This is a genomic window from Candidatus Tumulicola sp. (assembly GCA_036490475.1).
GTDB lineage: Bacteria > Vulcanimicrobiota > Vulcanimicrobiia > Vulcanimicrobiales > Vulcanimicrobiaceae > Tumulicola.
This window is the reverse complement of record DASXDT010000005.1, coordinates 478,756-492,260: the sequence shown is the minus strand read 5'-3', so window position 1 is coordinate 492,260 and position 13,505 is coordinate 478,756. Positions and strand designations below refer to the sequence as shown.

General features: G+C 62.8%; 10 protein-coding genes. 6 read left to right on the top strand and 4 right to left on the bottom strand.

The window, feature by feature from the left end; genetic code table 11:
* Window positions 1–17: 17 nt before the first annotated feature.
* From VGF98_05920 to radA, 4 genes are read right to left on the bottom strand one after another with little or no spacing between them, the layout of a single operon-like run.
* Complete coding sequence (locus VGF98_05920; GenBank protein ID HEY1681149.1) at window positions 18–1,391, bottom strand: NAD-dependent succinate-semialdehyde dehydrogenase; 1,374 nt, start codon at window positions 1,389–1,391, stop codon at window positions 18–20.
* Window positions 1,392–1,394: 3 nt separating this feature from the next.
* The gene (locus VGF98_05915; GenBank protein HEY1681148.1) at window positions 1,395–4,082 is read right to left on the bottom strand and encodes a pitrilysin family protein; all 2,688 of its coding nucleotides are present in this window, start codon (window positions 4,080–4,082) and stop codon (window positions 1,395–1,397) included.
* On the bottom strand, window positions 4,079–4,930 hold the full coding sequence (gene ftcD / locus VGF98_05910; GenBank protein HEY1681147.1) for a glutamate formimidoyltransferase: 852 nt from the start codon (window positions 4,928–4,930) through the stop codon (window positions 4,079–4,081). Before ftcD ends, VGF98_05915 begins: the two co-directional genes overlap by 4 nt.
* An 8-nt stretch (window positions 4,931–4,938) precedes the next feature.
* Window positions 4,939–6,255 (bottom strand): DNA repair protein RadA, encoded by a 1,317-nt coding sequence (radA, locus tag VGF98_05905; GenBank protein ID HEY1681146.1) that lies wholly within the window; start codon window positions 6,253–6,255, stop codon window positions 4,939–4,941.
* Window positions 6,256–6,294: 39 nt separating this feature from the next.
* On the opposite strand from radA, the gene cmk reads away from it, so the two are divergent.
* The 6 genes from cmk (at window position 6,295) to VGF98_05875 (ending at window position 13,473) form a co-directional block, all read left to right on the top strand.
* A complete protein-coding gene (gene cmk, locus VGF98_05900; protein ID HEY1681145.1) occupies window positions 6,295–6,990 on the top strand; it encodes a (d)CMP kinase in 696 nt (231 codons plus the stop codon).
* Window positions 6,987–7,586 carry a lysophospholipid acyltransferase family protein gene (locus tag VGF98_05895; protein HEY1681144.1) on the top strand — a complete coding sequence of 200 codons (600 nt, stop codon included), beginning with the start codon at window positions 6,987–6,989 and terminating at the stop codon, window positions 7,584–7,586. Before cmk ends, VGF98_05895 begins: the two co-directional genes overlap by 4 nt.
* Window positions 7,573–8,415, top strand: coding sequence for a 4-hydroxy-3-methylbut-2-enyl diphosphate reductase (ispH, locus tag VGF98_05890; GenBank protein ID HEY1681143.1), 843 nt, complete (start codon window positions 7,573–7,575; stop codon window positions 8,413–8,415). Before VGF98_05895 ends, ispH begins: the two co-directional genes overlap by 14 nt.
* Before the next feature lie 64 nt (window positions 8,416–8,479).
* The gene (locus tag VGF98_05885) at window positions 8,480–9,379 is read left to right on the top strand and encodes a polyprenyl synthetase family protein (GenBank protein HEY1681142.1); all 900 of its coding nucleotides are present in this window, start codon (window positions 8,480–8,482) and stop codon (window positions 9,377–9,379) included.
* 14 nt (window positions 9,380–9,393) lie between these two features.
* A complete protein-coding gene (locus tag VGF98_05880) occupies window positions 9,394–12,708 on the top strand; it encodes a phospholipid carrier-dependent glycosyltransferase (protein HEY1681141.1) in 3,315 nt (1,104 codons plus the stop codon).
* 18 nt (window positions 12,709–12,726) lie between these two features.
* Window positions 12,727–13,473, top strand: coding sequence for a YebC/PmpR family DNA-binding transcriptional regulator (locus tag VGF98_05875; GenBank protein HEY1681140.1), 747 nt, complete (start codon window positions 12,727–12,729; stop codon window positions 13,471–13,473).
* The last annotated feature ends 32 nt before the right edge of the window (window positions 13,474–13,505 follow it).

The window sequence follows — 13,505 nt, the reverse complement described above, 5'->3', positions numbered from 1 at the left end:
CGTCGCGACGCAACCGGCTAGTCGCCGGCGACGACCACGCTCTGCACGTTGCTGAATTCGTGAAGCCCGAAGTACGAAAGTTCGCGTCCGTACCCACTGCGTTTGACGCCGCCGAACGGCAGCGCCGGATCGCTCGCGACCAGGGCGTTAACGAAGACCATGCCGGCATCGATTTCGGCCGCCAACGTTTCGGCGCGCCGTACGTCTTTCGTCCAAATACTGCAGCCTAAACCATAGTCGGTTTCATTTGCGATTCGAATCGCATCGCGTTCGTCCCGGGCGCGGATGACGGCGGCCGCCGGTCCGAACACCTCGCGCTCGCGCATCGGCGATCCAGGCGGTGGATCGCAGACGATGGTTGGCGAGAAATAGAATCCGGGACGCTCGATCGCTCCGCCGCCAAGCGCTAGGCGCCCGCCGGCGGCTACCGACTCGCGCACCTGCGCCGCAACAGCATCGCGTAAGTCGGCACGCGCGCAGGGACCGAGCTGGGTTGTCGGATTGGCGGGATCGCCGACGACCTGCGCACTCGCCAATCGTACGAAGCGTTCGAGGAACGGATCGTACGCTGCGGATTCGACGACGAAGCGTTTCGCCGCGATGCAACTCTGCCCGTTGTTCTGAAAGCGAGCGAACACGGCCGTCGTCGCGGCCGCATCCACATCGGCATCCGCGAGTACGATGAACGCGTCGGAACCGCCTAACTCAAGAACGCATTTCTTGAGCGCCGCACCGGCCGCGCGTCCGACGGCGCTGCCCGCGCGTTCCGAACCTGTTAGCGTTACCGCAGCGATTCTTGGGTCCGCGATCATCTCGTCGGTATCGTTGTCCGTCACGAGAAGCGTCGAGAACAAGCCGTCGGGCGCTCCGGCGTCGCGCAGCAGATATTCGATTTCCAAACCGCAGCGAGTTGTAATGTCCGCGTGCTTGAGCAGCACGGCGTTTCCCGCGATCAACGCCGGAATGACGGCGCGAAACACTTGCCAGTACGGAAAATTCCACGGCATGATCGCTAGCAGAACGCCCAGGGGCCGAAACGCGACGGAACTTCCGCGCCTTTGCGGTACCGGCTGCGGTTGCAGCATGCGAGCGCCTTCGGTGGCGAAGAAATCGCAGCAGGCGGCGCATTTATCGACTTCGGCTAGTGCCTGCCCGATCGGCTTGCCCATCTCGCGCACCGCGGTGGCGGCCAACCGTTCGCGCTGCGAGCGCAGTTGCGCGCCGATCGAACGAACTAATGCGACGCGTTCGTCCACGCTCGACCGCCGCCAGGATGTAAACGCACCGGCTGCCGACCGCAGACGAGCGTCGACCTGCGCGGCGGTCATGCGTTCGAAGCGTTCGAGCACGGATCCGTTGGACGGATCGACCGTGACGAACGTCCCGCTCACGTGCTAAATGCCGCGAGCCCAGGGGCCGGACGGACCGGCATACACCTCGACCAGGCTGTCGGGCCGCAGATACGCTTTCGCCACTCGTTGCACGTCGGCTGCGGTGATGCGCTGAAAACGTTCGTTGAGCGTGCGATAGTAATCCAGCGGCAAGTTGTTGTTCAGGATGTCGAGCAACTGTTTGGCTTGGCCGGTCGACGATGCTTCGTCGAGCAGCGCGTCGCCCACCAAGCGCACTTTCGCTTCTTGCAATTCGGTTTCGGTGACCGGCGTGGTCTGGAAGCGACGCAACTCGTCGCGCACGAACTGCACCGCCTCGACCACGCGCTGCGGCGAGGCGTTCAACTCGATTCTGAAATCGCCCCGGTCGGCGTTCGAGTCGAGCGAACTATCGACGCCGTACACGAGCCCGCGTTTCTGCCGCAGTTCTTGCCACAGGCGCGACTCGAAGTCGCCGCTTCCGCCGAGGATTTGGTTTAGCACTCGAAACGTGTCGTAGTCAGCGCTGGAACGCGAGACGGCAGGCTGCCCGATGCGAATGAACACCTGGTTTGCCGCGGTGCCGATCCAATCGTGGCCTTTCGAGGCCGGCGGCATCGCCATGAGATGAGCGTCGGGTTTCGCTCCGGACGTTTCCCACGCGCCGAACGCCGCCGTCATCGCATCCTTTACGCGCTGCGGTGAGAGATCGCCGACGATCGAAACGGTCGTGAGGTCGGGGCGCCAGTATTCCCGCGCGTACGATAGCAGGTCGGCTTGCGTGATCGCGTTGACCGTTTGTGCGGAGGGGTGCCGCAACGACGGGTCGGCGGTCGAGAGCAAGAGCGAGTCGTAGGCGCGATCGATCATCACGCCCGAGATGTTCTGTTCGGATCCGAGACTGTTCGCAAGTTGCGAGCGTTCGACACCGAGCCACGGATCCGCAAACGTGGGATGCATCTCGCCGTCTGCAAGGATGTCGAGAACCTTTTCGAAGTCGCGCGTCTCGGCTTGTGCGGAGAACGACGCACCGGTGTCGATGAACGCGCCCATCTCGTCGGTGGCCTTACGCCGCTGTTCGAACGGGTAGCGCTGGCTGCCGTAGTCGGCGACATCCGACGCCAGTCGGGCGATGCCTTCCTGACCGTTCGGCTCGAATGCCGGCGACGACGCGATGCGACCGCTCAGAACAAATGTAGGATGGTTGGATTTCTGCTGCACGATCACGCGTAAGCCATTGGGTAAGGTGAACGACGTGGGTGCGAGCGTGCTACGCGCCGTCGTCGGCTGGCGGATAGCGCGCGCAACCCAGGCGGGCTCGACGATCGGACCATTCGGAACGCGTTTGGAGAAATCGTCGGCCGCGGTTGAGTCGCTCTTCTCGGAAGTGCCTTTCGGCGGTTGATCGTTCGGGCTGAGATGTCCGACGACGGTCGGGCTCTTCATGTAGCGCTTCATGGCTTGCAGCAAATCCGCGCCGGTCAGCGCTTCCAAACGCGCATCTTCGCTGCCCAGCTTTTCGCCGACGATTCCGTAGGTGTAACCGGCTAAATCGCCGATGCCGTCGATCGAGTCGACCGAGTAGATGCGCTCCGCGATGGTCATGCGCTTGGCTGCGGCGGCGAGATCGGGATCGATTCCGTAGGCCAACATGTTGTCGAGCGTCGATTGAAAGACGGCCTGCGCTTCGTCGGCGTGATGTCCGGGATTGAGTACGAGAAACACGTTGAGCAGCCCACCGCGCAGTTGCGTATCGGCGTTTGTTTCGATCGCCAGCGCGATATTCGACTGCACCAGTGCTTTGTAAAACGGCGAGCGTTGATTTTCGAGCAGGGTCGCGATCGTACTCACGGCCGGCTCGCCGGGCTCTTTGTCGCCGGGGATGGCATAGGCCAGATCGACGACTTCGAAGGGAAACGGAAACTCGGCCTCCACGCGTTGACCGTGTGCGGGCACCGGGCTTCGGTCGTTACGCGCCGGCAGCGTTCGCGACGGTATGGCGCCGAAATATTTCTGCGCTTTGGCGAACGCCACGTCGTGCGATACGTCGCCGGCGATCACCAGCGTCGCGTTGTTGGGTGCGTACCATTCGCGATAGTATTTGCGAATATCGGCGGCGGTGGCATTGGCAACGTCTGCGCGACGCCCGATCGGCGTGCGTCCAGCCGGTTGTCCGGGAAACGCGGCCGCGCGCACGCGCGACAATAGATTGAAAAACGGCGAGCTTGCATCGCCGTCGAGTTCGTTGAGCACCGCGTTTCGTTCGACCGCCCAGTCGGCGGCCCGCAGCGACGCATGCTGCATGCGGTCGGCTTCGGTAAACAGCGTGACGTCGATCTTGTCGGACGGCATGACGAAATAGAACTGGGTGTAGTCGTAGTCGGTTTGGCCGTTCATTTGAGCGCCCATTCGGGCGACGATATCGTCCAGACCGCCGGCCGAGATCTCCGGCGTACCGCGGAACATCATGTGTTCCAGCGCGTGCGCTAGTCCCGTTTTGCCGGGCGTTTCTTGCAGCGATCCGAAGCCGTACCAAACCGCCGTCTGTACGACGGGCACGGCGCGATCCTCGATCACCACCACCTTGAGGCCGTTCGGCAACGTGCGTTCGTAGATCCCGGCGTCGCCCGGGCCGCCTTGCGCGGTTGCGGTTCCCGTACCGAGCAACGAACAACCCAATACTGCAAGCAACGTGGCGATGACGCGTTTCACAGAGATGTAACTCCTAAATAGTACGCCGCGGAACGTTCGACGGCGCCGCGAGGAAGACAGCCGATGAGTTCGCTTCGCGTCACCGCGATGCCGCGACGTGCCGCTAGCCGGCGCACGAGTTCGACGATGCGATAGAGCGCGAGCGAGCGCACGTTCGTGACGTTGAACGAGACCTGCATCCGGCCGTCGTCCATTCGAAACGCCAACGCGCGCAACCCGCCCAAGCCGCCGTCGCCTTCGCGCAGGGTGCGGGCGATCGCACGTGCGGCGCGCTCATCGTCACTGTCCAATTCAACGTTGAACGCAACAAGGACGTCGCGCGCACCGATCGCGATCGCGCCTGCGGACTCGTGTTTGGCGACGTTTCCGGCATCCGGATACCACTGCGGGTCTAAAAAACGTGCGTGGAGCCCTTCGAACTGGCCACGACGAACGGTCGGAAGCCGCCGCCTGCTCTCGCTGCGCGCGGCGGCGCCGTAGTAAAACGATGGAATTGCGTAGCGCTCCCAAATCGCGTCGCCGGCCCGGTGCGCGAGCCGGGTGGCATCGTCGAGCGAAGCGTCGCGCAGCGGAACGAATGGCAAGACATCGAGCGCCCCGATGCGCGGATGTACCCCGCGATGCAGACGTAAGTCGATTCGTTCGGCCGCGAGTCCGGCCAAGGCGACGGCTGCTCGGACTATGGCCGTGCCATCGCCGGCAACGGTGAGCACGCTACGGTGATGTACGGCGTCGGACGTCGCATGCAGCACGCTCGCCCCGGTTGCGGCGGCGATTTCCGTCGCTGCCGTCAAGAACGTGGGGTCGCGGCCTTCCGAAAAATTCGGAACGATCTCGTAGAGCGCCAAGCGGAGCGCTAGCCTATGACGCGCTCGATTGCGTCGGCGATGTCGCGAACGCGATCGGGCGAAATGATGGTGGTGTATCCCAGGCGGCGGGCCTCGGTCGTTCGCCGGTCGGCTGCTCCGACGCCGCGGATTTCACCCGAAAGACCCAGCTCGCCGAACGCCGCCGTGTCCGGGCCGAGCGAGCGATTTCGAAACGAGGATGCTATTGCGAGCGCGATTCCGAGGTCGGCGGCCGGTTCGTTCACCCGCAAGCCGCCGGCGACCGAGGCGTACACGTCGTGTGATCCCAAATGCAATCCGGCGCGCCGTTCCAAGACGGCGATGATCATCGCCAGTCGCTGCTGATCGACATTATTCGCGAGCCGGCGTGGCGTCCCGTAGGCGGCTTCGCCAACGAGGGCCTGCACCTCAACCAACACCGGACGCGAACCGACGATCGACGCGACGACGCACGAACCGGCCGCATCCGCCCGGCGCGAACTCAGAAAGAGCGCCGACGGATTGGTGACCTCTTCCAACCCGTTCGGGCGCATCGAGAAGACGCAGATTTCGTCGATCGAGCCGAAGCGGTTTTTATAGGCGCGTAAAATACGCACGTCGCCGCTCGAGTCGCCTTCGAAGTACAGCACGGCGTCGACCAAATGCTCGACGATGCGCGGGCCGGCGATCGAACCATCCTTGGTAACGTGTCCCACGATGAACGTCGCGCAGCCGGTCCGTTTGGAGAATTCGACCAGCGCTTGCGTGCAGTCGCGAACCTGTCCGAGACTGCCGGCGTACGATTCCGACGACGGCAGCCACGTCGTTTGGATCGAGTCAACGATCAGCGTGCGCGGGGGCTGCGATTCGAGCCGGTCGAGCACCGCGCGCAAGTTGGTCTGGGCGAACAGCGAAATGGGCGCGTCGATCTCGAGCCTCGCCGCTCGCAATTTTACTTGAGCGGCCGACTCCTCACCGCAGAGATAGGCGACCGCGCCGTGCCGGCACATACGGGCCGCGATTTGCAGCAACAGCGTGGATTTTCCGGCGCCCGGCGGCCCGCCGATGAGGGTAACGCTGGCCGGAACGATTCCACCCCCGAGTGCCGCGTCGAACTCGGGCAGGCCGACGCACATGCGCTCGACCTGCGACGCATCGACATCGCCCAGCATCACCGGTTCGGCCGAACCGGCATCGCGCGTCGCGACCGGCGTCCGGCCGGCCGGCACGACGAACGGCCGTTCGTCGAACGAGTTCCACGCGTTGCAGCCCGGACAGCGCCCGAGCCATCGCGTCGATTCGGTTCCGCAGGCGGAACAAGCGTAGACCGAGCGGGACTTTGCCACGGCCCGGGTGTTCTTCGGCGGACGCGGAACAACCGGCCGGTGCCCGAGCTCCCTGCGTTACAGATCGCCATCGACGGACCGGCCGCGTCTGGAAAGACGACCGTCGCGCGCTTGCTCGCGCATCGTTTGAACGTTCCGTATCTGGACACCGGTGCGATGTACCGCGCGTTGTCCTACCTCGCCGTTCGCACGCGAACGGACGCCGACAACGCCGCCGCTTTGGTTCGTTTGGCCGGTGCCCACCCGCTGGGCGTGGTGCGATCCGCCGACGGTGCCGCGTATGCGATTCGTGTCGACGACCGGACCATGACCGACGAGGAGCTGCAATCCAATGACGTAACGGCCGTCGTGTCGACCGTCGCGGCCCACGCGGCCGTTCGTGCCTTGATGGTGGCCGCCCAACGTCAGGCCGCCGACGACGCCGAGGTGGTAATGGCCGGGCGCGACATCGGCACGGTCGTGCTGCCGTCCGCGCCGGTCAAGATTTTTCTAACCGCCTCCGTCGGTGCGCGCGTCGCACGGCGGCGGGCGCAGCTCGAACGCGCCGGCGTGCTGGGCGACGTGCATCTCCTGTCGGCAGAAATTGAAGAGCGTGACCGGCTGGATCGCGAGCGGCCGGTTTCGCCGCTCGTCCCGGCGGACGACGCCTACGTGCTCGACTCGAGCGATCTCACGGCTGAAGAGGTCGTCGAACGAATTTGCTCGGTGGCCGATGCGGCCGGTTATGGTCGATGAACGAGGCGGTCTACGATGCGTCGGCCGCGGTCCTGCGGGCGATGTTTTCGACGGTCTTTCGAGCGCGCGTTCGCGGGGTGGAGAACGTTCCCAGCAGCGGGCCGCTGATCGTCGCTTCGAATCATCTTTCGTACTTTGACCCACCTGCGCTGTGCTATTGCCCGCGCCGGATCCGCTTTATGGCCAAGCAAGAGTTGTTCGAAATTCCGTTGTTGGCACCGCTAATTCGAACCCTAGGGGCCTATCCGGTAGACCGGCACGGGAGCCCGCAAGCGGCGATCAAGCGCTCGCTCAGCATCCTCAACGAGGGCGGGGCGATCGGCATCTTTCCCGAGGGGACGCGTAATCCCGACGGCGCCGCCGCCGCACAGATGGGAATGGCCTTGCTCGCGGCTTGGTCGGCGGCGAACGTCGTTCCGACGTGTATCTTAGGAGGGGACCGGATCAAGCGGTTGGGACGTTTCGACATCGCATTCGGCGCGCCGATAGCGTTGCCGAGCGGTAGAAAAGCAACTCGTGACGATTTGGCGAAGTTTACGGGTGAAGTTATGAACGCAATCGGTACGTTGGCGGAGAGTTTTCGTGGAAATTCGTAAGGCGTCGGTCCAAGGCTTTTGCTTCGGGGTCGCGATCACGGTGAAGAAAGCCGAGGAAGCGATCGCGGCCCGCGACACTGTTACGACGCTCGGACACGTCGTTCACAATCCGCAGATGGTCGAGTCGCTCAGCGCTCGCGGACTACGCAACGCGGATTCGGTCGACTCGGTCGATTCCGGCGCGCTGTTCGTGCGGGCGCATGGCCTGCCCGTCGGCGTCTTCGAAGAGGCGCAGCGTAAGGGCCTCGAGATCATCGACGCGACCTGTCCGATGGTTACCAAAATTCACGTACAAGCCGAGAAGCTCAAAGCCGACGGCTACAAAATCATCGTCATCGGCGATCCGGCGCACCCGGAAGTGAAAGGGACGTTGAGCCACGTTCCCGGTGCGTGGTGCATTCAGAAAATCGAAGACGTCGACGCTCTGCCGCGATCGAGCCGGGTCGGTGTCGTCGTGCAGTCGACGTGGTCGGGGCATCAGTTTACCGAGATCGTCAAAGCGCTCGCCGCCAAATACTACGAAGTGCGCGCGGTCAACACGATTTGCACCGACACGCATAACCGGCAAAAAGAAGCGTCGCGATTAGCGCACGACGTCGAAGTGATGGTCGTGGTCGGCGGCAAGACGTCGGCCAACACCAAACACTTGGCCGACCTGTCCGAATCGCATGGCGCGCGCTCGTACCACATCGAAGATGCCAGCGAACTGCGCCCGGAATGGTTCGAAGGCGTCCACGTCGCTGGGTTGATGTCGGGAGCGTCGACCCCCGGATGGCTCGTCGATCAGGTGGAGTCGCGGATGGAGGAGCTCAGCCGTCAACCTGCTTGAGCACTTCGAAAGCGCCCTCGAGGAACGAATTGTAAACTATCGGGGATCGCGTGAAATCTCCGATATGCTTTTACGCCATTTCGGTTACGGCCGGTACGGACCGGCGCGTCGCGGCAAGCGTCTTCGCCCGCAGATGGTGATGCGCGTCGCGCAGGCCGAGGGCGCGCCACCCAAGCACGCGGTCGACGCCGCGGTGGCGGTCGAGATTTTCCACAACTATTCGCTGGTGCACGACGACATAGAAGATCGCGACGAACTCCGTCACGGTCGACCGACGTTGTGGACGTCGTTCGGCATCGGGCAGGCGATCAACGCCGGTGACGCCATGTGCGCGCTCAGCTTCCTCAGCCTGGAACACGCCGGGCGCTACGTCGGGCCGCGCGACGTGCTCGACATGATCGGCGTGTTGCACGAAGCCCATGCGATCATGTGCGAGGGCCAATCGCTCGACCTTCGTTTCGAAAGCGAGCCGCGGGTCGAGCTCGCCGACTACCACCGGATGATCGCGTGCAAGACCGCGCAGCTGTTCGACGCGTCGTGCCGGTTGGGCGCCCTGTCGGCTGGATGCGACCATCGCGCTGCTGAGGAGTTCGGAGCGGTCGGCCGCGCCTACGGCATGGCGTTTCAGATTCGCGACGATGTCTCGGGTATCTGGTCATCGCTCGATGAGACGGGAAAGAACGCCGGCAGCGATGTGGCTCGCCGCAAGTGGACGTTCCCGGTGGTCTGGGCGATCTCGCAACCGCCGTCGGTGGCGCGCGAAACGGTTGCCGGAGCGTACGCGCTCGGCCGTCCACTGGATCGCGAAGAAGTGCGCCGCGTCATCGGCGCGCTCGACGAGCTCGGCGCGCGCGAGGCCGCCGATGCTGCGGTGGCCGAGGAGATCGGCGTCATCGAGCGTCACGGCAACGCCCAACTACGCGACTTTTTGTTGCGAACGCTCGACCTCGCCGCCGCCCGATAGGAGATCGTAACCGCTTGAAGGCAACCGCGAACGCCCGGATCCCCGAGCGCTCGAACTCCGTCGCTTGGATTCTGGGGGCCTTGGTCGCCGGCGGACTCGTGTTGCGGCTCGTACTGGTTCCGAACGATGGCTTCCAAACCGATATCTCCACGTTCGAGTTCTGGGCGATCTCGCTGGCCGAACACGGCTTCGCGAACTTTTATTCCAACGCCGGCTTTGCCGATTATCCGCCTGGCTATTTCTACGTGCTCGCGTTGCTCGGGCACGTGTGGGAAACGTTCTTCAAGACCGGCGATTCCGGGCATTATACCGTGCTCAAACTGCTGGTCAAGCTGCCGGCGATCGTTGCGGATGCGTGCGTCGGAGTGTTGCTCTATGCGGTCGCGCGGCGGTTCGCATCCACCGGCTGGGCGTTGGGTGCGGCGGCATTGTATCTGCTCAACCCGGCGGTCATTTACAACTCCGCCGCGTGGGGACAAGTCGACTCGGTCGCTGCCGGTTTGGCATTGCTGGCCATCTACTGCCTATTACGTTCCGACGACGATGCGCCCGATCGCATCAGTTGGTGGACCGTCGCGGCATGGCCGGTCATCGCCTATTCGCTGCTGATCAAGCCGCAGGCCGCGGTGGTGTTGCCGATCATGCTGGCGTTCGCGTTCGTCGATCCGGCCCGGCGCCGTTCGCGCGTCATCGCAAGCGCGATCGGCATCGCTGCGGGTTTGGTGCTGGCGGTCGCGCTTACCGAACCATTCCATCCCAGCAATCCGGTCGAAGCGTTGACGTGGCTGTTCGGACGTTATCAGTATGGCTCGAACGTTTACCCGTTCAATACGGTCAATGCGTTCAATCTGTGGGCGATTCGCGGACCCTTCTGGCAGCAAGACACGACGCCGATCACCGTGTTCGGCGGCCTCTCGCTCGGCCCCCAATACCTGTGGGGTTTGATTTTGCTGGTTGCGGCGCTGGGTTTGGTGGTGTGGCGCTACATCCAGGCGAAGACGTCGCGCGCGCTGCTCGAGAGCTGTGCCATCGCGACGCTGGCATTTTTCGTGCTGTCGACGCGCATGCACGAACGCTATTCGTTCGACGGCTTGCTGTTTACGATCGCCTGCATACCGTTCGCCGCTCGCTATATGTGGGGCGCGGTGGCTCTCACCGTGGTGCTGTTCGCCAACCTGCAATACTCGCTCCAGTATCTCAACGTGATGCAGAATCACATCGCCGGCGCCGATGCACAAAATTTGTGGGGCCCCGGAACGACGGTCTTTGCACTGTTGGCCGTCGGCACGTTCTTTTGGCTCGGCTACCAATTTCTGGGCGGCGAAAACCCGAGCGTTGTCGCTCCCGATATCGGAAAGGCGCCGGTCGAACGCGACGCCGGCTCGGAGCCGATCGGGCGAACGCGTGCACGCCGGTGGTTCGATCCCGGCGAGGGACTGACCGGGATGCGCGCGCCGATCGATTACATCGTGATGGGCGCACTCGGTCTCGTTAGCTTTGTGTTGTCGTTCGTCAACTATTGGTATCCGGCCGACAAAGTGTTCGACGAGATTTACTTCGCTCGCGCCGGCGAAGAGTATCTGCAAAACCTGCGCATCTACGAAAACACGCATCCGCCGCTCACCAAGCTACTGGTGACGCTGTCGATGATGCTGTTCGGCGGCATGCCGCACGGCCACGGAGTGGGCGGTTGGACGTTCTTGAACGGCCTGCTCGGCCATATGAGCAGCGGCGACAATTCGTATGGCTGGCGCTTTCTGGACGTGGTGTTCGGCGCGCTCGTCGTAATGCTGCTCTACATTTTTGCCAAACGCGTTACCGGTTCGACGGTGTTTGCCGGAATCGCGGCGCTGCTGCTGACCTGCGACGGCATGCACTTCGTGCAGTCCCGCATCGCAACACCCGAAGGCTTCGTCATCTTTTTCGCGACGCTGGCAACCTACGCATTCTATCGTTTTTGGCTGGCCTCGCAAGTCAGCGAACGCCGCCACGTGCCGGTTCCGCAGTGGGCGTTCGCAGCCGCCGCCGGCGCCTCGTTCGTCGCGGGGCTCATCGTTGCGTTCCTCGGGCACATCATCTTTGCGTTCGACACGGCGTCGACCGTGCTGGTCACGCTCTACATCGCGTGCGCGGCCTATCTCGCAATTCGTTTCTTCGCTCTCGAGCGGAAATTCGGCGCTGGCCGGGAGCAGACGTTCGCTGACGGATCCTACGCGTTGACCGACAAAGGCGAAACGGTCGTGTACGCACCCGACGGCGGGACGATCGACGATCGCGGCAAGATCGTTCGCGGCGCGCGCTCGAGCAATCGCGGCGGCGTGCTGACCTACGACGACAACGAATTACACATCGAATATCGCCGCGATCCGAGCGTACGTTACGCGACGCCGGCGGGTGCCGCGACCTACGCGAACGACGCGATCTCGGCCCAGACCGGAACCGAGTCGGGACGAGCGTCGACGCTATGGCTGGTGCTCTTTACCGTGGCGCTAGGCTGCCTGGTGAGCAGCAAGTGGTACGGCGTGATGGGCTTCGGCGTAAGTTTCCTGGTATTGATCGCCGTCGCGATGCAGGGCCTCGTGTGGCAACGCCGGCCACTGCTGTGGGGCAATCCGCGCGGCTTCCGTCTGGATGCGGCGTTGGTGACGATCGTGTTGATCTCGGCAACCGTGTACGCACTCGTATGGCTTCCGGATCTAGCGCGTCACTCGCCCGATCCGAACGAGGTGCATAGTCTCAACGACGTCGTCTACCGGCAGTACTCGATGTTCGAGTATCACGATAAACTCGTCGCGACCCATCCGTACTCGTCGAAATGGTTTGAATGGCCGCTGGATTACGTCCCGGTCGCATATTTCTATGAGGACAAGCGCCACGACCAACAAAATCCGAAAGGCTGTTGCATCGAAGAAATAACGTCGATGCCCAACCCGATGATTTTGTGGTTCGGGTTGATCTGCGTTCCGTTCGTCGCGGTGCTGGCATGGCGAGAACGCAACAAGGCTTATGCCTTGATCGTGCTGACCTACTTGCTGCAGTGGCTGCCCTGGATCAAGTCTCCGCGTATCACCTTCGCATACCATTTTTACGTCGATATTCCGCTGATCTGTCTATGTAACGCGATCGTACTCCAGCGCATCTGGCAATGGGGTTTGAAACGGCCCGAAGAACACGATAAATGGCTAGGCGGGGCTGCCGTGGCGGCCTACGTGACGATCGTGGTCGGGGCGTTTATCTATTTTTACCCGATTCTTTCGGCGCACGGGATCGCTTGGAACCAGTGGAATCAGCGCATGTGGATCGGCAAGTGGATCATCGGGCCCGGCTAGCGAAGGCGAGGAGCGACGATGTCGGGACATTCCAAGTGGCACAATATCCGCCTGAAGAAGGGTAAGGTCGACGCGCAGCGCGGCGCCCTCTTCAGTAAGCTCAGCAAAGAGATCATCCTCGCCGCCCGCAGCGGGTCGCCCGACCCCGAGGCCAACTACCGCCTGAAAATGGCCGTCGAAAAGGCCCGCGAGTTCAATATGCCCCAAGACAACATCAAACGCGCGATCGTACGCGGTTCGGGGCAGTCCGGCGAACGCGAAATCGAGGAGCTGCGCTATGAGGGTTACGGCCCACACGGCGTGGCGGTCGTAGTCGATGCGGCAACCGACAATCGCAATCGTACGGCCGGCGAGCTGCGTTTTCTCTTTCAGAAACAGGGCGGAATGCTGGGCGAAACCGGCAGCGTCGGTTGGATGTTCGAAGCCGTCGGCGTTCTCGAAGTGCAGTCGGGCGGCAAATCGGAAGATGCATTTACCGACGCATGTTTGGTCGATGGCGTCGAGGATCTCGAGTACGATGCCGACGTGTCGACGGTGTATACCGATCCAACGATGTTAGCCGGCGTTCGCGATTCGTTGACGAACGGCGGTATGCGGATCGTCGACCTCTATTTAGGAGTTCGAGCCAAAACCAAAGTAGCGTTAGATGGAGAAGCGCTCGCGCAAGCATTAGCGTTTCTCGAAGCTCTCGACGATCACGAAGACATCCAGCGGTTCTTCAGCAATTTGGATGAAGCAAACGTGACGTTGGAGGCGTTGGCCTGAGCGAGCAGCGCGAGTCAGGCTCTAGCCTGAGC

Excerpts from the sequence above, each read along its gene's own strand:
- VGF98_05895 (HEY1681144.1), top strand. The coding sequence starts at position 6,987 with ATGAACGAGGCGGTCTACGATGCGTCGGCCGCGGTCCTGCGGGCGATG.
- VGF98_05885 (HEY1681142.1), top strand. The coding sequence starts at position 8,480 with ATGCTTTTACGCCATTTCGGTTACGGCCGGTACGGACCGGCGCGTCGC.
- VGF98_05875 (HEY1681140.1), top strand. The coding sequence starts at position 12,727 with ATGTCGGGACATTCCAAGTGGCACAATATCCGCCTGAAGAAGGGTAAG.